At 71.3% G+C, this 21991-nt stretch carries 13 protein-coding genes and 3 pseudogenes; 14 read left to right on the forward strand and 2 right to left on the reverse strand.

Annotated features, from left to right (window positions below; translation table 11 throughout):
* Positions 1–65: 65 nt before the first annotated feature.
* From ACTYVM_RS04055 to ACTYVM_RS04105, 11 genes are all read left to right on the forward strand, one after another.
* On the forward strand, positions 66–2696 hold the full coding sequence (locus tag ACTYVM_RS04055) for a valine--tRNA ligase (RefSeq protein ID WP_445524581.1): 2631 nt from the start codon (positions 66–68) through the stop codon (positions 2694–2696).
* Positions 2697–2791: 95 nt separating this feature from the next.
* Positions 2792–4309, forward strand: coding sequence for a bifunctional tetrahydrofolate synthase/dihydrofolate synthase (gene folC / locus ACTYVM_RS04060; protein WP_445524582.1), 1518 nt, complete (start codon positions 2792–2794; stop codon positions 4307–4309).
* Between the two features lie 6 nt (positions 4310–4315).
* Complete coding sequence (locus tag ACTYVM_RS04065; protein ID WP_445524583.1) at positions 4316–4678, forward strand: DUF4233 domain-containing protein; 363 nt, start codon at positions 4316–4318, stop codon at positions 4676–4678.
* Positions 4679–4742: 64 nt separating this feature from the next.
* A complete protein-coding gene (gene ndk, locus ACTYVM_RS04070) occupies positions 4743–5156 on the forward strand; it encodes a nucleoside-diphosphate kinase (protein WP_400025172.1) in 414 nt (137 codons plus the stop codon).
* 313 nt (positions 5157–5469) lie between these two features.
* Positions 5470–6489 carry a rod shape-determining protein gene (locus ACTYVM_RS04075; protein WP_400025174.1) on the forward strand — a complete coding sequence of 340 codons (1020 nt, stop codon included), beginning with the start codon at positions 5470–5472 and terminating at the stop codon, positions 6487–6489.
* Positions 6490–6650: 161 nt separating this feature from the next.
* The gene (mreC, locus tag ACTYVM_RS04080; protein ID WP_400025175.1) at positions 6651–7592 is read left to right on the forward strand and encodes a rod shape-determining protein MreC; all 942 of its coding nucleotides are present in this window, start codon (positions 6651–6653) and stop codon (positions 7590–7592) included.
* Between the two features lie 14 nt (positions 7593–7606).
* Entirely contained in the window at positions 7607–8287 is a 681-nt protein-coding gene (gene mreD / locus ACTYVM_RS04085; protein ID WP_445524584.1) for a rod shape-determining protein MreD, read from the forward strand.
* Between the two features lie 124 nt (positions 8288–8411).
* The gene (gene mrdA, locus ACTYVM_RS04090) at positions 8412–10730 is read left to right on the forward strand and encodes a penicillin-binding protein 2 (RefSeq protein ID WP_445524585.1); all 2319 of its coding nucleotides are present in this window, start codon (positions 8412–8414) and stop codon (positions 10728–10730) included.
* Positions 10727–11926 carry a rod shape-determining protein RodA gene (rodA, locus tag ACTYVM_RS04095; RefSeq protein ID WP_445524586.1) on the forward strand — a complete coding sequence of 400 codons (1200 nt, stop codon included), beginning with the start codon at positions 10727–10729 and terminating at the stop codon, positions 11924–11926. Before mrdA ends, rodA begins: the two co-directional genes overlap by 4 nt.
* 85 nt (positions 11927–12011) lie before the next feature.
* The gene (locus ACTYVM_RS04100; protein ID WP_445524587.1) at positions 12012–13526 is read left to right on the forward strand and encodes a CYTH and CHAD domain-containing protein; all 1515 of its coding nucleotides are present in this window, start codon (positions 12012–12014) and stop codon (positions 13524–13526) included.
* Between the two features lie 93 nt (positions 13527–13619).
* Positions 13620–15599 (forward strand): TIGR03960 family B12-binding radical SAM protein, encoded by a 1980-nt coding sequence (locus ACTYVM_RS04105; RefSeq protein WP_445524588.1) that lies wholly within the window; start codon positions 13620–13622, stop codon positions 15597–15599.
* A 120-nt stretch (positions 15600–15719) separates the two neighbouring features.
* Here the strand turns inward: ACTYVM_RS04105 and ACTYVM_RS04110 are convergent.
* Positions 15720–15896, reverse strand: a pseudogene (locus ACTYVM_RS04110) (GNAT family N-acetyltransferase); the annotation flags it as partial.
* 2 nt (positions 15897–15898) lie between these two features.
* Positions 15899–16057 (reverse strand): annotated as a pseudogene (locus tag ACTYVM_RS04115) (transcriptional regulator); the annotation flags it as partial.
* Positions 16058–16140: 83 nt separating this feature from the next.
* On the opposite strand from ACTYVM_RS04115, the pseudogene ACTYVM_RS04120 reads away from it, so the two are divergent.
* The 3 genes and pseudogenes from ACTYVM_RS04120 to ACTYVM_RS04130 form a co-directional block, all read left to right on the forward strand.
* Positions 16141–16360, forward strand: a pseudogene (locus ACTYVM_RS04120) (glyoxalase/bleomycin resistance/dioxygenase family protein); the annotation flags it as partial.
* 239 nt (positions 16361–16599) lie between these two features.
* Positions 16600–17385: a TIGR03936 family radical SAM-associated protein gene (locus ACTYVM_RS04125; RefSeq protein WP_445524589.1), complete on the forward strand. Its 786-nt coding sequence runs from the start codon at positions 16600–16602 to the stop codon at positions 17383–17385.
* A 276-nt stretch (positions 17386–17661) separates the two neighbouring features.
* Positions 17662–21900 (forward strand): Rne/Rng family ribonuclease, encoded by a 4239-nt coding sequence (locus ACTYVM_RS04130; protein ID WP_445524590.1) that lies wholly within the window; start codon positions 17662–17664, stop codon positions 21898–21900.
* The last annotated feature ends 91 nt before the right edge of the window (positions 21901–21991 follow it).

A 21991-nucleotide genomic window follows, 5' to 3' on the forward strand; every position in this document is an offset into this window, starting at 1 on the left:
GGGTCGCCACCGTTACGAAACAAATGCGGTTCGGGACAGCGGCGTGACGCCTCTAAACTGACCCCGTGACCGAGAACGCTCAGCAGCAGCCACCAGCGCCCGACACCGAACTGCCGACCCAGTACGCGCCGGCCGACGTAGAGGGGCCGCTGTACGAGCGCTGGGTGGAGCGGGGTTACTTCGAGGCGGACGCGAAGAGCGACAAGCCGCCGTACACCGTCGTCATCCCGCCGCCGAACGTCACCGGCTCGCTCCACCTGGGCCACGCCTTCGAGCACACGCTCATCGACGCCCTCACGCGCCGCAAGCGCATGCAGGGCCACGAGACGCTGTGGCAGCCCGGCATGGACCACGCCGGCATCGCCACCCAGAACGTCGTCGAGCGTGAACTCGCCAAGGAGGGCAAGTCCCGTCACGACCTCGGCCGCGAGGCGTTCGTCGAGCGCGTCTGGCAGTGGAAGAGCGAGTCCGGCGGCCAGATCTCCGGCCAGATGCGCCGCCTCGGCGACGGCGTCGCCTGGTCCCGTGAGCGCTTCACCATGGACGAAGGTCTTTCGCAGGCCGTCCAGACCATCTTCAAGCGGCTCTACGACGACGAGCTGATCTACCGCGCCGAGCGCATCATCAACTGGTGCCCCCGGTGCCTGACCGCCATCTCCGACATCGAGGTCGAGTACCAGGACGACGACGGCGAACTCGTCTCCATGAAGTACGGCGACGGGGACGACACCATCGTCGTCGCCACCACCCGCGCCGAGACCATGCTCGGTGACACCGCCGTCGCCGTGCACCCCGACGACGAGCGCTACCGCCACCTCGTCGGCAGGCTCATCAAGCTGCCGCTCACCGACCGTTCCATCCCGGTCGTCGCGGACGAGCACGTCGACCCCGAGTTCGGCACCGGCGCCGTCAAGGTCACCCCGGCCCACGACCCGAACGACTTCGAGATCGGCCGCCGCCACGACCTGCCCGCCATCACCGTGATGGACGAGCACGCCGTCATCACCGCGCACGGCCCCTTCCAGGGCCTGGACCGTCTCGAGGCTCGTTCCGCCATCGTCGCCGCCCTGCGCGCCGAGGGCCGGATCGTCGCCGAGAAGCGCCCGTACGTCCACTCCGTCGGCCACTGCTCGCGCTGCAAGACCACCGTCGAGCCGCGCCTGTCCATGCAGTGGTGGGTCAAGGTCGGTCCGCTGGCCAAGGCCGCCGGCGACGCCGTCCGGGACGGCCGCGTCAAGATCCATCCGCAGGAGATGGAGAAGCGGTACTTCGACTGGGTCGACAACCTCCACGACTGGTGCATCTCGCGGCAGTTGTGGTGGGGCCACCGGATTCCCGTCTGGTACGGGCCGGACGGCGAGGTCGTCTGCGTCGGACCCGACGAGCAGCCGCCCGGCACCGAGGCCGAGGGCTGGAAGCAGGACACCGACGTCCTCGACACCTGGTTCTCCTCCGGCCTGTGGCCGTTCTCCACGCTCGGCTGGCCCGAGCAGACCGAGAGCCTCGCGAAGTTCTACCCGAACTCCGTCCTGGTCACCGGCTACGACATCCTCTTCTTCTGGGTCGCCCGGATGATGATGTTCGGCCTGTACGCGATGGACGGCACCCCGCCGTTCCACACCGTCGCCCTGCACGGCATGGTCCGCGACCAGTTCGGCAAGAAGATGTCCAAGTCCTTCGGCAACGCGGTCAACCCGCTGGACTGGATGGACAAGTACGGCTCCGACGCCCTCCGGTTCACCTTGGCCCGCGGCGCCAACCCCGGTGTCGACGTGCCGATCGGCGAGGACTGGGTCCAGGGCTCGCGCAACTTCGCCAACAAGATCTGGAACGCCACCCGCTTCGCGCTGATGAACGGCGCGACGGTGGACGGTCCGCTGCCGGACGCCGCGAAGATGTCGGCGACCGACCGCTGGATCCTGTCCCGGCTGAACTCGGTCGTCGCCGAAGTCGACGCGTACTACGACGACTTCCAGTTCGCCAAGCTGTCGGACACGCTGTTCCACTTCGCCTGGGACGAGGTCTTCGACTGGTACGTCGAACTGTCCAAGACGACGTTCCAGGCGGGCGGCGAGCCGGCCGAGGTCTCCCAGCGGGTCCTGGGTGAGGTCCTGGACGTCACGCTGAAGCTGCTGCACCCGGTGGTCCCGTTCGTCACGGAGACGCTGTGGACGACGCTCACGGGCGGCGAGTCCGTCGTCGTCGCCGAGTGGCCGACCGACAGCGGCTTCCGGGACGCCGACGCCGAGCGGGAGATCGAGACCCTCCAGTCCGTCATCACCGAGGTCCGCCGCTTCCGCGCCGACCAGGGGCTCCAGCCGGGCCAGCGTGTCCCGGCCCGCCTGGTCCTGGACGGCACGGCGCTGGTCCCGCACGAGCCGGCCATCCGCCAGCTGCTGCGCCTCCAGCCGGAGGGCGACGCCTTCACCGCCACGGCGACGCTGCCGGTCGCGGGTGTCGAGGTCGCGCTGGACCTGTCCGGGGCGATCGATGTCGCGGCGGAGCGCAAGCGCCTCGCCAAGGACCTGGCCAACGCCGAGAAGGAGAAGGCCCAGGCGACGGCGAAGCTCGGCAACGAAGCCTTCCTGGCCAAGGCCCCGGACAACGTCGTGGAGAAGATCCGTGGCCGCCTGGCCAAGGCCGAGGAGGACATCGCACGGATCGCCGCGCAGCTGGAGCGGCTGCCGCAGGCGTAGGGCCTCTCGTTCGTCAGGGCACGAAGGCCCCTGGAGCCACTCGACTCCAGGGGCCTTCGACCACGTATGTCAGCGGCCCTCCGTACACTGGCCCCGTGAGTGAGTTCCCCCCGGACAACAGCGGTCAGCCCGACCCCCTCGACTCCTTCGACGAGATCATCGAGGCCGAGACCACCCGCGACCCCGACCTCGCGGTGATCGAGGCCGGCAGCCGCACCCTGCGCACGCAGGGCGGCCCGCCGCAGACGGACGTCCCCGGGCGCCCGGAGGACCCCGAGGTCGACAAGGCGCTGCGCGAGGTCGAGGCGGAGCTGGCCACCCGCTGGGGCGAGACCAAGCTGGAGCCCTCGGTCAGCCGGATCGCCGCGCTGATGGACGTCCTGGGCGAACCGCAGCGGTCCTACCCGTCCATCCACATCACCGGCACCAACGGCAAGACCTCCACCGCCCGCATGATCGAGGCCCTGCTCGGCGCCTTCGAACTGCGCACCGGCCGGTACACCTCCCCGCACGTGCAGTCGATCACCGAGCGGATCAGCCTGGACGGCGCCCCGATCTCCGCCGAGCGGTTCGTCGAGACGTACCAGGACATCAAGCCGTTCGTGGAGATGGTCGACGCCGCGCAGGAGTACCGCCTGTCCTTCTTCGAGGTGCTGACCGGCATGGCGTACGCCGCCTTCGCCGACGCGCCGGTCGACGTGGCCGTCGTGGAGGTCGGGATGGGCGGCAGCTGGGACGCCACCAACGTCATCGACGGCGACGTCGCCGTGGTGACCCCCATCGACCTGGACCACACCGACCGCCTGGGCACCACGCCCGGCGAGATCGCGGGGGAGAAGGCCGGCGTCATCAAGCAGGACGCCACCGTGATCATGGCCCAGCAGCCGGTGGACGCCGCCCAGGTGTTGCTGAAGAAGGCCGTGGAGGTCGACGCGACGGTCGCCCGTGAAGGGCTGGAGTTCGGTGTCGTGGCCCGCCGGGTGGCCGTGGGCGGGCAGTTGCTCACCCTGCGCGGTCTGGGCGGCGAGTACCCCGAGGTGTACCTACCGCTGCACGGCGCCCACCAGGCCCACAACGCCGCCGTGGCGCTCGCCGCCGTCGAGGCGTTCTTCGGCGTCGGCGCCCAGCGCGCCCAGCCGCTGGACGCGGAGACCGTGCGCAAGGCCTTCGCGTCCGTCGCCTCGCCGGGCCGCATGGAGGTCGTACGGCGCTCGCCGACCGTGGTGCTGGACGCCGCGCACAACCCGGCGGGCGCGCGGGTGACCGCCGAGGCGGTCCAGGAGGCGTTCGACTTCAGCCGGCTGATCGGCGTGGTCGGGGCCAGCGGCGACAAGAACGTGCGCGGTCTGCTGGAGGCCTTCGAGCCGATCTTCGCGGAGATCGTGGTGACGCAGAACTCCAGCCACCGCGCGATGGACGCCGACGAACTGGCCGCCCTCGCCGTCGAGGTGTTCGGAGAGGACCGGGTCCAGGTCGAACCGCGGCTGCCGGACGCACTGGAGGCCGCGATCACGCTCGCCGAGGAGGAGGGCGAGTTCGCCGGCGGCGGTGTGCTCGTCACCGGCTCCGTCATCACCGTCGGTGAGGCCCGACTGCTCCTGGGGAGGGGCTGACTTCTCGTGCGTACGCTGTGTTCCTCGACCCTGATCGGCGAGTTCTTCGTCATCGGCTTCGCCGCGCTGGTCGCGATGAAGGACCCCGGCCTGTCCATGGCCACGGTGTGGACGGTCAGCGGCATCGCGATGCTGCTGTGCCTGCTGCTGTGCGGCGTGGTGACCCGGCCCAGCGGCGTGGTCCTCGGCTGGGTGCTCCAGGTGGCGCTGATCGCGTCCGGTCTGGTCGTGCCGATGATGTACTTCCTCGGCGCGGTCTTCGCGGCCCTGTGGTGGGCATCGGTGCACTTCGGACGGAAGATCGAGGAGGCCAAGGCCCGATTCGCCGCGCAGGCCGCCGAGGCCGGCCCTCCGGCTGACGCTGCGTGACAGGAACGGCGACACGCCCTGTAACCTCGTCCCACCGCACATCTGCCAGGTGAAGGAGCCACCCGTGACCCAGCGCACCCTCGTCATCCTCAAGCCCGACGCCGTCCGTCGTGGCCTGACCGGCGAGATCATCAGCCGTATCGAGCGCAAGGCCGGCTGGCAGATCACCGCGCTGGAGCTGCGCGGTCTGGACACGGAGACCCTGGAGCAGCACTACGGCGAGCACAAGGGCAAGCCCTTCTACGAGCCGCTGATGGAGTTCATGGCCTCCGGCCCGGTCGTGGTCATGATCGTCGAGGGCGAGCGGGTCATCGAGGGCGTGCGCGCGCTGGCCGGCCCGACCGACCCGATCGCCGCCGTTCCGGGCTCGATCCGCGGCGACTTCGGCGTGATCGTCCGGGAGAACCTGATCCACGCCTCTGACTCCGAGGAGTCCGCCGAGCGCGAGGTGAAGATCTTCTTCCCCGGCCGCGGCTGACCCTCGCGGAGCTGTCCCCGGCCCGCCCCGGCTGACACCTCGTCAGCTCTGCTGTTCGCCCGACCCGGGCGGCCGCGCGAACCCGGCCGCCCGGTGGCATGGGCGTGCCGATCGGGGGAACGAGTGCCTCCGATGGACCGTCTCCACAAGCGAGGCGGTACGCCATCTGCTGACAATGGCGAAGACCCTCGCGCAGTGTTCGTGCAGGCGCGTCTACGATGGAAGCCTTCACGTCACAGCACCCACCTCGCCGTACCTGAAATGCTGTCAAAAGCTCCCGGGGAAGGCCAGACGAATCCTGATGGGGAACTCAATGTCGTTCATCGGCCGTGACATGGCTGTCGACCTCGGGACCGCCAACACGCTGGTGTACGTCAGGGGTCGCGGGATCGTACTCAACGAGCCGTCCGTTGTCGCGATCAACACCAACACCGGTGGGATCCTCGCGGTCGGCGCCGAGGCGAAGAAGATGATCGGGCGCACGCCGGGCAACATCGTCGCCGTGCGTCCGCTCAAGGACGGCGTGATCGCGGACTTCGAGATCACCGAGCGGATGCTCCGCTACTTCATCCTGAAGATCCACAAGCGGCGGTATCTGGCTCGTCCGCGGGTCGTCGTCTGCGTGCCCTCCGGCATCACCGGTGTCGAGCGCCGCGCCGTCATCGAGGCCTCGTCCCAGGCCGGCGCACGCCAGGTGCACATCATCGAGGAGCCCATGGCCGCGGCCATCGGCTCCGGCCTGCCGGTCCACGAGGCCACGGGCAACATGGTGGTGGACATCGGCGGCGGCACCACGGAGGTCGCGGTCATCTCGCTCGGCGGCATCGTCACCGCCCAGTCCATCCGCGTCGCGGGCGACGAGCTGGACAACGCGATCATCCAGCACGTCAAGAAGGAGTACTCCCTCCTGCTGGGCGAGCGGACGGCCGAACAGATCAAGCTCACGATCGGTTCGGCGTACGACCTCGACGCCGACGAGCACACCGAAATCCGCGGCCGGGACCTGGTCTCCGGGCTGCCGAAGACCGTCGTCATCTCGGCCGCCGAGGTGCGCAGGGCGATCGAGGAACCGGTCAACGCGATCGTCGACGCGGTCAAGACGACCCTCGACAAGTGCCCGCCGGAGCTGTCCGGCGACATCATGGACCGCGGAATCGTCCTGACCGGCGGCGGAGCACTGCTGCGCGGCCTGGACGAGCGGCTGCGCAGCGAGACCGGCATGCCGATCCACATCGCCGAGGACCCGCTCGACAGCGTGGCGCTCGGGTCGGGCAAGTGCGTCGAGGAGTTCGAGGCACTCCAGCAGGTCCTGGACGCGCAGCCGCGCAGATGACACAACTCATCGACTCCGCCGTACGAGATGATCTTTTCTCGTGCGGCGGATCGTTGATATAGAGGCTTAAGCTCCCGCAAGCGGGCCCCTTGGGATGGCGCGCGCAGACCGCGCTTCGCCGGGGCCACCCAGTTCCTATGAGGAAGGCACGGCCGCCGCACGTGAGGGACACGAAAGAGAGCCGGCTGCTCCTGGTGCTGCTGATCGCCATCGCGTTCGCGCTGATCACGGTGGACATCCGCGGCGGGGAGAACTCCCCGGTGGACGGTGCCCGGCGGGCCGCCGCCACCGTCTTCGGTCCGATCGAGAACGGGGTGTCGGCCGCGGTGAACCCGGTCGGCAACGCGGTCTCCGCGGTCCGCGACTCCGGCGAGCGCCACGACCGGCTCGCCGCGCTGGAGAAGGAGAACGCCGCCCTCAAGGCCGAACTCGGCAGCGACGCCGGTAAACGCAGCCGCCTCAACCAGCTGAACAAGATGCTCAAGCTCGCCGGAGACGGCCAGTACGGCATCAAGGGCGCCCAGGTCATCGCCATAGGTGCGGCCCAGGGCTTCTCCTGGACCATCACCATCGACGCCGGGGCGAGCGACGGCATCAAGCGCGACATGACCGTCCTCAACGCCGACGGCCTGGTCGGCCGCGTCACCACCGTAGGCCCCAGCACCTCCACCGTGCTGCTCGCCAACGACCCCGACTTCACCGTCGGCACCCGTATGGAGGGCAGCGACGAACTCGGCTTCGCCTCCGGCCAGGGCGACCGGCCGCTGCGCGTGCAACTCCTCAACGGCAAGGCGGACGTGAAGAAGGGCGACCGCATGGTCACCTTCGGCTCCGAGGCCGACCGGCCCTTCGTGCCGGGCGTCCCGGTCGGTGTCGTCTCCCGCGTCGACCCCTCCGGCGGCGACCTGACCCGTACCGTCTACGTCACGCCGTTCGCCGGCTTCACCAAGCTCGACGTGGTCGGCGTCGTCGTCCAGGCCCCGAAGAAGGACCCGCGCGACGAGGTCCTGCCGCCGAAGCCCAAGCCGACCCCGACGCCCACGGTGACCGTGACGGTCACCCCCTCCGCCGACGCCTACGCCAACGACTATCCGCAGCAGTAGGAGCTTCACGTCCCATGCGCCTCAACCGGATCCTGCTCTCCACCGCGCTGGTCGTCGTCGCCCTGGTGATCCAGGTGAGCGTCCTGTCCCGGCTGCACCTGCCCGGAGCCGTCCCCGACCTGCTGCTGCTCACCGTCCTCGGCCTGGCCATGGTCTACGGCCACGTCGGCGGCGCCCTGGTCGGCTTCGGCGCCGGACTGCTCGCCGACCTCGCCCCGCCCGCCGACCACGCCGCCGGCCGCTACGCGCTCGTGCTGTGCGTCATCGGCTACCTCGCCGGACTCATCAAGCCCGGGACCGGCCAGGTCAAGTCGGCCACCGGACCCATGGCCGTGGTGGTGGCCGCCGCCGTCGGCTCCACCCTGCTGTACGCGGGCGTCGGCGCCCTCGTCGGCGACACCGCCGCCCGCCATGTCGGCCTGGGCGGACTGCTGCTGACGGCCGCCGTGTACGACCTGCTGCTCGCCCCCTTCGTGGTGCCCGGGATCATGTGGCTGGCCCGGCGCGCGGAGAACGACCCGCTCGCCGATTCCGGCTCCGCCGCCGCCGGGAAGAGCGACATCTCCTCCGGCTGGCTCTCCGCCGGCACCGGACTGAGCATCGGCGGCCGGCGCGGCACGCTCGGCGGCCTGAAGGCCAAGGCCCGCACCCGCACCGCCCGGGTCGGCCGCATCAAGGGGGTCAAGCGACTGTGACAGCACGGCAGCCGGCCGCGCAGCCGGCCGCACAGCTCCGTTACACGCACTGAGAGGGGGAGGCAGCACCCGTGACCGCCCACCCGTCTCCCACCACCACCCTTCCAAGGAATGGGCTTCGCCCATGACAAACATTCCCGAGACCGGCCGGACCCCACGCGTCCAGACCCGGCTCGTCGTCATCCAGATCCTCGTCCTTTCCCTGCTCGGCACCCTCGGCGGCCGGCTGTGGTACCTCCAGATCCGCGAGGGCGCCCACTACCAGAAGGAGGCCTCCGGCAACCACGTCCAGCAGGTCGTCCAGCCCGCCGTGCGCGGCTCCATCCTGGACGCCCGCGGTGTGCCGATCGCCGACAACGAGACTCGGCTGGTGGTCTCCGCCTCCCGCACCGACCTGCTCAAGCAGAAGGACGACGGCAAGGCGGTCCTCACCAAGCTCGCGGGTGTCCTCGGCATGGACGTCGACGAGGTCATGCAGAAGGTCCGGCTGTGCGACGCAAAGACCCCGCAGCCCTGCTGGAACGGCTCGCCGTACCAGCCCATCCCCATCACCGACGAGGCCACCCCGCGCCAGGCCCTCCAGATCCGCGAACGCGCCGAGGACTTCCCCGGCATCACCGCCGAACCCGAGGCCGTACGCCGCTACCCCGGGCCCGGCAAGTCCAACTCCGCGCAGGTCCTCGGCTACCTCTCACCCGTCACCGACGAGGAGATCCAGCAGGCCAAGGACACCGACTCGCCCTACCTGCGCTCCGACATGGTCGGCCGCTCCGGCCTGGAACGGCAGTACGACCGGGCGCTGCGCGGCAAGGCCGGCGTCACCCGCTACGAGGTCGACAACCTCGGCCGCGTCATCGGCAAGTCCAAGTCGGACGCCGCCGAATCCGGCTCCAGCCTGGTCACCAGCATCGACTCCCGCGTCCAGCGGATCGCCGAGTACGAGCTGGACAAGGCGATGAAGGACGCCCGGCTGCAGTTCGACAACATCACCGGCAAGAACTACAAGGCCGACTCCGGCGCCGTCGTCGTCATGGAGGCCAAGACCGGCCGTGTCGTCGCCATGGCGTCCGCCCCCACCTACGACCCGAACGCCTGGGTCGGCGGCATCTCCGCCAAGGACTACAAGGCCCTCACCGGCAAGAACTCCGACTACCCGCTGCTCAACCGGGCCATCCAGGGGCAGTCCGCGCCCGGTTCGACCTTCAAGGTGGTCTCCACGGCCGCCGCGGTCGAGGCCGGCTACGACTTCAACGGCAACTACCCGTGCGTCAGCTCCTACTCGGTCGGCAACCAGGTCTTCAAGAACTTCGAAGGGGAGAGCTTCGGCCCGATCTCGCTCGGCCGGGCCCTGGAGGTCTCCTGCGACACCGTCTTCTACTACCTCTCGGACAACGAGTGGAAGAAGGACGGCGGCATCAACCCCAAGAAGGGCAAGCCGAAGGACTACTTCTACAAGGCCGCCCACCAGTTCGGCCTCGGCAAGGAGACCGGGATCGACCTGCCGGGCGAGGTCACCGGCCGCGTCCCCGACCGCGAATGGAAGCAGCGGTACTGGGACGCCAACAAGGACGCCTGGTGCAAGACGGGCAAGAAGGACGGCAGCTACGTCGAGAAGATCGCCTACGAGAACTGCCTCGAGGGCAACAAGCTGCGTGAGGGCGACTCGATCAACTACTCCATCGGCCAGGGCGACACCCTCGTCACCCCGGTCCAGGAGGCCGTGATCTACAGCGCGATCTCCAACGGCGGCACCATGTACACGCCGAGCATCGGCAAGGCGATCATCAGCCCCGACGGCAAGCAGGTCACCGAGATCAAGCCGAAGTCGCACGGCAAGCTGCCCATCACCAAGGCCACCCGCGACATGATGGACGAGGCGCTCGCAGGCGTGGCCACGCGCGGTACCGCCGCCTGGAAGTTCGCCGGCTGGCCGCAGGACAAGATCCCGCTGCACGCCAAGACCGGTACCGCCGAGGTCTACGGCAAGCAGACCACCTCCTGGCTGGCCACCTACAGCAAGGACTACTCGATCATCATGACCATCGCCCAGGCCGGTACCGGCTCGGGCGCCTCCGGTGAAGCCGTCCGCAACATCTACAGCGCCCTGTACGGCGTCCAGGCCGACGGCTCCATCGACAACAAGAAGGCCCTGCTTCCCACCCCGCAGAAGAGCCTGCCGAAGATCCAGTCCGACGGCTCGATCGCCGCCCCGAAGGTGCCCGCCGACCCGGCCAAGGACCAGGAGAAGAACGCCAAACAGTCCGACCAGCAGGGCGGCAACGCCCAGGACGACCAGCAGGGCGGCGCCACCGCGAACGACCAGCAGGGCGGCAACGCGCCGAACGACCAGCAACCGCCGGCGACCACCGCCTCGCCCCCCACAGGCAACCGCAACACCCGCAGGCGCCAGCGCCGAAGGGGAAGCCGGAGGACGACCGCATGACCGGCGCGAACAGCTTCTCCATCTCCGGATACGGCCCCGAACGGGGCGGCTGGACCCGGATCCTCGCCCGCGACTCGGCCGCCCGCCGACTCGACTGGCCGATACTGTTCAGCGCGCTCACGCTGTCCGGGATCGGCGCCGCCCTGGTCTACTCCGCCACCCGCGGCCGCAGCGGCATCAACCAGGGCGACCCGTACTACTTCCTGATCCGGCACCTGATGAACACCGGCATCGGGTTCGCCCTGATGCTCGGCACCGTCTGGCTCGGCCACCGCACCCTGCGCAACGTCGTGCCCATCCTCTACGGGCTCTCGATCCTCGGGGTGCTGCTGGTGCTCACCCCGCTCGGCGCCACCATCAACGGCAACCGCAACTGGATCGTCCTCGGCGGCGGCTTCTCCCTCCAGCCCTCCGAGTTCGTCAAGGTCACGATCATCCTGGGCATGGCGATGCTGCTCGCGGCCCGGGTCGACGCGGGTGACAAGCCCTACCCCGACCACCGCACGATCCTCCAGGCGCTCGGCCTGGCCGCCGTACCCATCATGGTCGTGCTGCTCATGCCCGACCTCGGCACGGTCCTGGTCCTGCTGACCATCATCCTGGGCGCGCTGCTCGCCTCCGGCGCCTCCAACCGCTGGATCTTCGGCCTGCTCACCGCGGGCGTCCTCGGCTGCGTCGCTGTCTGGCAGCTGCACATCCTGGACGAGTACCAGATCAACCGGTTCGCCGCCTTCGCCAACCCCAGCCTCGACCCGGCCGGCGTCGGCTACAACACCAACCAGGCCCGCATCGCCATCGGTTCCGGCGGCCTGACCGGCGCGGGCCTCTTCCACGGCTCCCAGACCACCGGCCAGTTCGTCCCCGAACAGCAGACCGACTTCGTCTTCACCGTCGCGGGCGAGGAACTCGGCTTCCTCGGCGCCGGCCTGATCATCCTGCTGCTCGGCGTCGTGCTCTGGCGCGCCTGCCGCATCGCCCGCGAGACGACCGAGCTGTACGGCACCATCGTCGCCGCCGGGATCGTCGCCTGGTTCGCCTTCCAGGCCTTCGAGAACATCGGCATGACCCTGGGCATCATGCCGGTCACCGGCCTGCCCCTGCCCTTCGTGTCCTACGGCGGCTCGTCGATGTTCGCGGTCTGGGTGGCGATCGGACTGCTCCAGTCGATCAGACTGCAACGGCCCTTGTCCGCCTAGCAGCCCCTGCCGGCACATCCAACCCGGCGGCGACCCACCGCCCGGACCCCTGCCGCCGGAGCCGGACCCGCACTAGATTCGGGTCATGGCGGACATGAAGGTGAAAAGGGAGATCGAGCGGAAGTACGAGGCCGGCGACCGCGCACTGCCCGACCTGACCGGCGTCGGCCCGGTGGCGGCCGTCGTCGACCAGGGCGTCGCCGAACTCGACGCCGTCTACTACGACACCGCCGACCAACGCCTCACCGCCGACGGACTGACCCTGCGCCGCCGCACCGGCGGCACCGACGCCGGCTGGCACCTGAAGTTCCCGGTCGGCCCCGGAGTGCGCGACGAGATCCACGCTCCCCTCTCCGACACCGTGCCACCCGACCTCGCCGGGCTCGTCCGCTCCCGCGTCCGCGACGCAGAACTGCTCCCCCTGGTCCGCATCCGCTCCCGGCGCGGCATCCGCCACCTCGTCGACGCCGACGGCACCCCGCTCGCCGAGGTCGCCGTCGACGCCGTACGGGCCGAACGGCCGACCGGGCACGGCGGCGTGGCCCAGTGGACCGAGATCGAGGTGGAACTCGCCGACGGCGGCGACCCGGCGCTCCTCGACGCCGTCGACAAACGCCTGCGCAAGGCAGGCGTACGCCCCTCCCCGGCAGCCTCCAAACTGGCCCGCGCCCTGAGCGAGACCGCCCCGCCGGACCGCCCCCACCCCGCCCCCGCCCAGGACGGGACCCCCACGACGGCCGGCGACCACGTCCTCGCCTACCTGCGCGCCCAGCGCGACGCCCTCGTCGCACTCGACCCCGCCGTCCGCAGGGACGAGTTCGACTCCGTCCACCGCATGCGCGTCGCCACCCGCCGCCTGCGCAGCGCCCTGCGCACCTACCGCAAAGTCCTCGATCGGAACGCCACCGACCCGGTCCGCGCCGAACTGAAATGGCTCGGCACCGAACTCGGCCGCGACCGCGACCAGGAAGTCCTCACCGAACGCCTCACCACCGGCCTCGACGACCTGCCCTACACCCTGGTCAGCGGCCCCGTCCGCACCCGGCTGCGCACCTGGTCGCAGACCGCCCACGGCGACGCCCGCGGACTGCTCCTCGCCGATCTCGACGGCGAGCGCCACCTGGCCCTCCTCGACGCACTGGACGCCCTGCTGGCCGACCCGCCGCTGCGCCCGGCGGCCGCCGGGAAACCCGCCAAGGTGATCGCCAAGGCCGTACGCAAGGAGCGCGCGGCGCTCTCCGCCCTGCTTCACCACGCCCTCGATCTGCCGCCGGGCCACGACCGCGACCTCGCCCTGCACGAGGCCCGCAAGAAGGCCAAGGCCACCCGGTACGCGGCCGAGGCGGCCGTGCCCGCCCTGGGTGATCCGGCCGCCGCCCTGGTGAAGGCGGCGAAGTCGCTGCAGAGCCTGCTCGGCGACCACCAGGACAGCGTCATGGCCCGCCGTACCCTGCGCGAGCTGGCCGGCCAGGCGCACGCCGCGGGGGAGAGCGCCTTCACGTACGGGGTGCTCCACGGACGCGAGGAGCAGCGCGCGGCCGAGGTGGAGGCGCGGCTGCCGGAAACCCTGCGGACGATCAGGAAGCGCAAGGCCCTCTGAGTGCTCCGGGCCCGCCTTCGGAGCGTTCGGGACAGGTCCGGGACCGGGTTAGTCTTGATGGTCACCCCTGTCAGCTCACGAAGGTCCGTCGAGATGTCTGCCGAAGCCGCCGAGACCGTCGAGTCTGTGTTCCCACAGCTCGAAGCCCTGCTCCCGCATGTGCAGAAGCCGATCCAGTACGTGGGTGGCGAGCTCAACTCGACCGTCAAGAACTGGGACGACTGCGACGTCCGCTGGGCGCTCATGTATCCGGACGCCTACGAGGTCGGTCTGCCCAACCAGGGCGTCATGATCCTCTACGAGGTCCTCAACGAGCGCGAGGGCGTCCTGGCCGAGCGTACCTACAGCGTCTGGCCCGACCTGGAGGCGCTGATGCGGGAGCACGGCGTCCCGCAGTTCACGGTGGACGGCCACCGCCCCGTGAAGGCCTTCGACGTCTTCGGCCTGTCTTTCTCCACGGAGCTGGGCTACACGAACATGCTGACGGCCCTGGACCTGGCCGGGATCCCCCTGGAGGCCAGGGACCGCACGATCGACGACCCGATCGTGATGGCGGGCGGCCACGCGGCCTTCAACCCCGAGCCGATCGCCGACTTCATCGACTGCGCGGTCATCGGCGACGGCGAGCAGGCGGTGCTGGAGGTCACGGAGATCATCCGGGCCTGGAAGGCGGAGGGCCGCCCGGGCGGGCGCGAGGAACTCCTCTTCCGCCTGGCGCGGACGGGCGGGGTGTACGTGCCCGGCTTCTACGACGTCGAATACCTCCCCGACGGCCGCATCGGCCGCGTGGTCCCCAACAGGTCGGGCGTCCCGTGGCGCGTGTCGAAGCACACGGTGATGGATCTGGACGAGTGGCCGTACCCGAAGCAGCCGCTGGTGCCGCTGGCGGAGACGGTGCACGAGCGCATGTCGGTCGAGATCTTCCGCGGCTGCACGCGCGGGTGCCGCTTCTGCCAGGCCGGCATGATCACCCGCCCGGTGCGCGAGCGCTCCATCACGGGCATCGGCGACATGGTGGAGGCCGGTCTGAAGGCGACGGGCTTCGAGGAGGTGGGCCTGCTCTCCCTGTCCTCGGCCGACCACTCGGAGATCGGCGACGTCGCCAAGGGCCTCGCCGACCGCTACGAGGACGACAAGATCGGCCTCTCGCTGCCCTCCACCCGCGTGGACGCCTTCAACATCGACCTGGCGAACGAGCTGACCCGCAACGGCCGTCGCTCGGGCCTCACCTTCGCCCCGGAGGGCGGCTCGGAGCGCATCCGCAAGGTCATCAACAAGATGGTCTCGGAGGACGACCTGATCCGCACCGTCGCCACGGCCTACGGCAACGGCTGGCGCCAGGTGAAGCTGTACTTCATGTGCGGTCTGCCCACGGAGACGGACGAGGACGTCCTCCAGATCGCCGACATGGCGACCCGCGTGATCCAGAAGGGCCGCGAGGTCTCCGGCGCCAACGACATCCGCTGCACGGTCTCCATCGGCGGCTTCGTCCCCAAGCCGCACACCCCGTTCCAGTGGTCGCCCCAGCTCTCCGCGGAGGAGACCGACGCCCGCCTGCAGAAGCTCCGCGACAAGATCCGCGGCGACAAGAAGTACGGCCGCTCGATCGGCTTCCGCTACCACGACGGCAAGCCGGGCATCGTCGAGGGCCTGCTGTCGCGCGGCGACCGCCGCATCGGCGCCGTCATCCGCGCGGTCTACGACGACGGCGGCCGCTTCGACGGCTGGCGCGAGCACTTCTCCTACGACCGCTGGATGGCCTGCGCCGACAAGGCCCTGGCCCCCTTCGGCGTGGACGTCGACTGGTACACCACCCGCGAGCGCACCTACGAGGAGGTCCTCCCCTGGGACCACCTCGACTCCGGCCTCGACAAGGACTGGCTCTGGGAGGACTGGCAGGACGCCCTCGACGAAACAGAGGTCGAGGACTGCCGCTGGACCCCGTGCTTCGACTGCGGGGTGTGCCCCCAGATGGACACGGCCATTCAAATCGGACCGACCGGCAAGAAGTTGCTTCCTCTGACGGTCAAGAACGCAGGCCCGACGCCGGCTGCGAGTGGTCACGCGCACTGAGGTGAGCGAGGCACTCGACCGGGTGAGGGAGGCGCTGGCGGGCTTCGAGCCCGCTCTCCTCCAGCGAGGGGGCTCGCCGGTTTCCGGTGGCGTTCGAAGGCGTGGGTGGGCGCCCTGTACGACCGCAGGGCTGCGGCGTTCGATGAGCACGACGTCGCGCCATACGCCGTGATGCCGGCCGATGCGTTCGCGCGTGCCGATGACGCGGAAGCCCGCCCTCTGGTGCAGAGCGAGGCTGCTGGTGTTCTCGGGGAAGATGTCTGGCTGGATGGTCCAGATGCCCGCTGCTTCGGTCGAGGGCCCGCCCGTGAGGCGATCATCGACAGCAGGCGCAGGCGTACCGGGTCGCCCAGCGCCTTGAACGGCTTCGCCGGCTCCGCCGCCTGGTCCTCGTCCAGGGGAGCGGTCACCAGCCCGGGGCAGCACGCGCCGTTCTCGTCGCTCTGTCCGAGCACCACAAGCTCTTGCTTCGATGTGCGCCTATGTTGATATCCTTCGATCCAGCTCGCAACCTTGCATAGGTAGACGTCAATGCAAGCAGGTCGAGGGCGAGCCTGGTGAGGAGAACCGCCTCGACCACCTCGGCGTCGAGGTCGAGTCCACCAACCAGGTCGATCGACGCCGCCACCGCCCGACTCAAGGACGCGGGGCTGGCCACCTTCGAGGAGAACGACACCTCCTGCGACGCGACCGACGACGGCTGCTGCACCACCCGGACCACCGAACCGGCCGCCGCGTCCACGGGTTGCAGCCGCGGCTGAACCGGCGGCCAGGGCATCGGCCGGCGCGGTGCCTTGCGCCGACCTGCGCCGGGTGCTCCTCGGGGAACCCCGGCCGGTGGTCCGTCGGGAACCTGTGGCGGTCGGGACGCGTACTCTAGAAGCAAGGACCGGGCGCGAGTCTCCCCGCCGACGGGGTGGCGCCACGGACCGTCCGCCGTACACGAGGAGAAGTTCCACTGGGCAAGCGACAGCCCGAAGGCCCACCGCCCGCACCCGCGGTGCAGCGCATCCGACTGCGCTACACCAAGCGAGGCCGCCTCCGGTTCACCAGCCACCGTGACTTCCAGCGCGCTTTCGAGCGTGCGTTGCGCCGTGCCGAGGTGCCGATGGCGTACTCGGCCGGGTTCACGCCGCACCCGAAGGTGTCCTACGCCAATGCCGCACCCACCGGCACGGGCAGTGAGGCGGAGTACTTGGAGATCGCGCTCACCGCGCCCCGCGACCCGGAGCGCCTGCGTGAGCTTCTCGACGAGTCGTTGCCCTCCGGGCTGGACGTCGTCGAGGCGGTCGAGGCCCGTACGTCGGGGCTCGCCGACCGGCTGACCGCTTCCGTGTGGGAGCTGCGGCTGGACGGCGTGGACCCGGCCGAGGCCGAACGCGCGGTCGCGGCCTTCAACGGGGCCGAGACCGTGGAGGTGCAGCGCCGGACCAAGAACGGCCTGCGCACCTTCGACGCCCGGTCCGCGGTGGTGGACCTGGAGAGTGTGGAAACGCACGGTTCGGCGGCTGATGGGCCGACCGACCAGCCTTGTGCGATACTGCGGCTGGTTGTTCGGCACGTGACGCCTGCCGTACGACCCGACGACGTCCTGTCCGGTCTCCGCGCCGTGGCCGACCTGGCGCCGCCGGTCCCCGCAGCGGTGACCAGGCTGGCGCAGGGGCTGCTCGATGAAGAGACCGGCACGGTGACCGACCCGCTCGCGCCCGACCGCGAGGCAGACCCGGCCGCCCCGGCCGATTCAGTGGGGGCCGCCGTTCCTGCCGCCGCGAAGGCGCCCGCGTAGGGACGGTTCCGCACCGGGACGGACGTCGAAGCGCCGCCCTCGTACTCGGGAGCCACCTGGGTCGGGCAGCGCACCGACCAGAAGACTTTCGCCAGGCCGTGCACGACAAGGCGTACGGAACCGGCGAGACAGGACACAGAGAGTTCCCGTGCGGCGCCCGCGCCCCGGACGGCGGCCATCGCGCATCGCGCGGCCGCGGACGTCAACGGTGCCGATCCACGTGATCGGCGCCGGACCAGGCGCGGCGCCCGGGAGCCTGACGGGAGATTCGCCCGCATGCTCGAACCGACCGAACCCATCAAGGGTTCCGAAGAACTGAACACTCCTAGCGACACCCTGCCGCCGCGTCGTCGGCGCCGTGCCGCGTCCCGCCCGGCGGGTCCGCCCGGCGCCGCGTCCTTCGAGGCCGCGGCCGAGATCACCGCTCCGGCCGTACCGGCCGCCTCCTCCGCGGAGCTCGCGGAGCAGGCGGAGGAGCAGCGGACTGCCGCCGGCGCGCAGGCCGCCGAGGCCGTGACCGCCGAGACGGCCGCCGTCACGGGTGAGGAGCTGGAGGAGACCGAGGAGACGGAGGGGGCCGCCGAAGAGGCCGCGCCCGCACGCCCTGCGCGCCGCCGTGCTTCCGCGCCCGCCGGGACCCCCAAGGCCGCCCGGGGCGAGGCTGCCGCCGAGACCGTCGTACCGGCGGCGGCCGTGGCCGAGACGCCTGCCACCGGGGCCGGTGCCGTCGAGACGTCCGCCGGGTCGGTGGAGGTCGGCGAGGCCGATGCTCCGCGGCGTACCCGCCGGCGTGCCACGCGCAGCGTGTCCGCGCCCGCCGCGCCCGCCGCGCCCGCCGCGCCCGCCGCGCCCGCCGCGTCCGCGGAGACGGTCGAGACGGCCGTCCCCGCCACGCCTGCCGGGAGCGCGGAGCAGCCGGAGAGCGCCGGGGCCGTCGCCGAGCCGGCGGCCCAGACGCCCGCGCCGGCCGCCCGTACGCGGCGCCGCGCGACCAGGCGCGTGTCCGCGCCCGCCGGTGCCCCCGCGGTGAGCTCCGAGGCCACCACGCCCGAGCCCGCCGTCGAGATCACGACCCCCGAGACCCCCGAGCCCGCCGAGCGCGAGTCCGTTGCCGCCGCGGCGGAGGACGCGGTCGTCGAGGACGCCGCTCCGCGCCGGGCGCGTCGTCGTGCCACGCGTCGTGTGTCCGAGCCCGCCGCCCAGGCCGTCGGCGAGACCCCTGCGGACCAGCCCGCCGAGGTTCCCGGCGAGGCCGGGGCCCCCGCCGCCGAGTCGCAGGCGCCCGCCGCCGACGCCGGGGCCGAGGAGAGCGGGACGCGCCGGAGCCGGCGTCGGGTCGTGCGGCGTGCCGCGACCGGGTTCTCCGAGCCCGCCGCCAAGTCCGCCGCCGACGACGGTGATTCTCCGCGCCGGCCCGCGAGGCCCGCCGTCGCCGTGTTCCAGGCGCCCGTCTTCGCCGAGCCGATGTTCCAGACCCCGGAGCGCGCCGCCGCCGCGGCGGCCGCCGAGGCCGCGGAGGACGAGGAGTCCCCGAAGGAGCAGGCCGAGCAGACCGGGCAGGCCGAGCACTCCGACCAGGGCGGCTCGCGCCGTCGCCGTCGCCGCCGGGGCTTTGGTGGCGAGGAGTCCGAGACCGAGACCCGGACGGCCGCGACCGCCGACGAGTCCGCCGAGGACGAGACGGAGGAGGAGACCGCCGAGTCGGCCGAGGAGGCCGTCGACGGCGAGGACGGCGAGGAGTCCGGTTCCCGCCGTCGCCGTCGCCGCGGTGGCCGTCGCCGTCGCCGGGGCGAGTCCGCGGAGGCCGACGGGGGCGAGTACGCGGAGGAGAGCGACGAACTCGCCGCCGAGCAGGCCGCGCAGGACGCCGAGGACACCTCCGAGCAGCTCGAGGAGGACGCCGAGGACGACACGGACGCGGCCGGGGCCGAGGAGGACGAGGGCCGGCAGTCGGGCGGTGGCTCCAGCAGCAGCCGCCGTCGCCGTCGCCGTCGCCGCCGGGCCGGTGACAGCGGCACCGACGGCGAGCCGTCCGCCGACGACCCCGAGCGCACCGTCGTCAAGGTGCGCGAGCCCCGCAAGGCCGCCGAGCCGTCCGACGAGGTGCAGTCCATCAAGGGCTCGACCCGTCTCGAGGCCAAGAAGCAGCGCCGCCGCGAGGGCCGCGAGCAGGGCCGGCGCCGGGTGCCGATCATCACCGAGGCCGAGTTCCTGGCCCGCCGTGAGGCCGTCGAGCGCGTGATGGCCGTCCGGCAGCACGGCGACCGTACGCAGATCGGCGTCCTGGAGGACGGCGTGCTCGTCGAGCACTACGTCAACAAGGAGCAGTCGACCTCGTACGTCGGCAACGTCTACCTCGGCAAGGTGCAGAACGTCCTGCCCTCGATGGAGGCCGCCTTCATCGACATCGGCAAGGGCCGCAACGCCGTCCTGTACGCGGGCGAGGTCAACTTCGAGGCGCTCGGGATGGCCAACGGTCCCCGCCGCATCGAGTCCGCGCTGAAGTCCGGGCAGTCCGTCCTCGTCCAGGTCACCAAGGACCCCATCGGGCACAAGGGCGCCCGCCTGACCAGCCAGGTCTCCCTCCCGGGCCGCTACCTCGTGTACGTCCCCGAGGGCTCGATGACCGGCATCAGCCGCAAGCTGCCCGACACCGAGCGGGCCCGGCTGAAGACGATCCTCAAGAAGATCGTTCCCGAGGACGCGGGCGTCATCGTGCGCACCGCCGCCGAGGGCGCGAGCGAGGACGAGCTGCGCCGTGACGTGGAGCGGCTCCAGGCGCAGTGGGAGAGCATCCAGAAGAAGGCCAAGAACGGCGGCAGCAGCGCGCCGACGCTGCTGTACGGCGAGCCGGACATGACCGTCCGGGTCGTGCGTGACATCTTCAACGAGGACTTCTCCAAGGTCATCGTCAGCGGTGACGAGGCGTGGCAGACGGTCCACGGGTACGTCTCGCACGTCGCCCCGGACCTCGCGCCGCGGCTGCAGCGCTGGACCAGCGAGGTCGACGTCTTCGCCACGCACCGGATCGACGAGCAGCTCGCCAAGGCGCTGGACCGCAAGGTCTGGCTGCCCAGCGGCGGTTCGCTGGTGATCGACCGGACCGAGGCGATGGTCGTCATCGACGTCAACACCGGCAAGTTCACCGGCCAGGGCGGCAACCTGGAGGAGACGGTCACCAGGAACAACCTGGAGGCGGCCGAGGAGATCGTGCGCCAGCTGCGGCTGCGCGACCTCGGCGGCATCATCGTGATCGACTTCATCGACATGGTCCTGGAGTCCAACCGCGACCTGGTGCTGCGCCGTCTGCTGGAGTGCCTGGGCCGCGACCGGACGAAGCACCAGGTGGCCGAGGTGACCTCGCTGGGTCTGGTGCAGATGACCCGCAAGCGGGTGGGTCAGGGCCTGCTCGAGTCCTTCTCCGAGACCTGCGTGCACTGCAACGGCCGCGGTGTCATCGTCCACCTGGACCAGGCGAGCGCCGGCGGTGGCGGCGGGAGCAAGCGCCGCAAGCGCGCCCGCGCCGGTGCCGAGCAGCCGCACGAGCATGAGGCGGTGGCCGCCGAGGTGGTCACCCCGACCGCCGAGGAGGAGGCGGAGTCCGAGACGGAGGCCGCCGAGCCCATCGCGGTGCCCGCGCTGGAGATGGCCCCGGACGAGGAGCTGTACAGCAGCGTCGCCGAGGCGGAGGCCGCGGCGAGCCGTGGCCGTACGCGGCGCCGCGCGAGCCGGCGGGCGTCCGCACCCGCGGGCGCGCCGAAGGCCCACGCCGACGGTGGCACCCCGGCTCCCGCGGGCCGGCACGTCACGGCGGCCGAGGAGGCCGCGCGCCCGGTGCTCCCGGAGCCGGCCGAGCGGGCTCAGGCCGAGCCCGTGGCCGTCGAGGACCCGGCCGTCCAGGCGCCCGCGGCCCAGGCTCCGGCCGAGGAGGCCGCCCCCAAGGGCCGTACGCGTCGTCGCGCGACCCGCAAGGTGTCGGCGCCGGCCGGTTCCCCGGCGGGTGCCGAGGCCTCCGTGGTGACGGTGGCGGAGACCGCGCCGGCGGTGCCCGCCGAGCCGCAGGACGCCGCGGCCGACACGGCTCCGGCCCCGGCGGAGGCGCCTGAGCCCGCCGCCCCGGCCCGGCCGCGCCGCCGCGCCGTGCGCGAGTCCACCGCTCCCACCGCGTCCGAGGAGACGGCCGTCGTGGTCGTCCCGTCGGGCCCGGCGGAGGAGGACGCGGCGGTCGCCGCCGCGGAGGAGCCCGCCGAGGAGACCGCCTCTCAGGCGGCTCCGGCCAAGAAGGCGGCTGCCCGCAAGACGGCCAAGAAGGCGACGGCGAAGAAGGCCGCCACCAAGAAGACCGCGGCCAAGAAGACCGCTGTGAAGAAGGCCACGGCCAAGAAGGCGGCGAAGACGACGACCGCCAAGAAGACCGCGGCCAAGAAGACGACGGCGAAGAAGGCGACGGCCAAGAAGACCGCCGCGGCGGCCCAGCAGGCGCCGTCCTCGGTCGACGCGTCGGTGGACAACTGACGAGGGCCCAGCCCCAGGCCGCGTGCCCCGGCCCGGACACCCCCCTGGCCCCCCCAGCCAGGGCCCCCCGTTTTTTCCTTTTCGCTGTTCC

This window comes from Streptomyces cyslabdanicus (assembly GCF_052663305.1).

What these genes read in the sequence shown, in the direction of transcription:
- ACTYVM_RS04075 (WP_400025174.1), top strand. Translation starts at nt 5,470, where the DNA reads ATGTCGTTCATCGGCCGTGACATGGCTGTCGACCTCGGGACCGCCAAC.
- rodA (WP_445524586.1), top strand. Translation starts at nt 10,727, where the DNA reads ATGACCGGCGCGAACAGCTTCTCCATCTCCGGATACGGCCCCGAACGG.
- ACTYVM_RS04105 (WP_445524588.1), top strand. Translation starts at nt 13,620, where the DNA reads ATGTCTGCCGAAGCCGCCGAGACCGTCGAGTCTGTGTTCCCACAGCTC.
- ACTYVM_RS04130 (WP_445524590.1), top strand. Translation starts at nt 17,662, where the DNA reads ATGCTCGAACCGACCGAACCCATCAAGGGTTCCGAAGAACTGAACACT.
- ACTYVM_RS04100 (WP_445524587.1), top strand. Translation starts at nt 12,012, where the DNA reads ATGGCGGACATGAAGGTGAAAAGGGAGATCGAGCGGAAGTACGAGGCC.
- mreD (WP_445524584.1), top strand. Translation starts at nt 7,607, where the DNA reads ATGCGCCTCAACCGGATCCTGCTCTCCACCGCGCTGGTCGTCGTCGCC.
- mrdA (WP_445524585.1), top strand. Translation starts at nt 8,412, where the DNA reads ATGACAAACATTCCCGAGACCGGCCGGACCCCACGCGTCCAGACCCGG.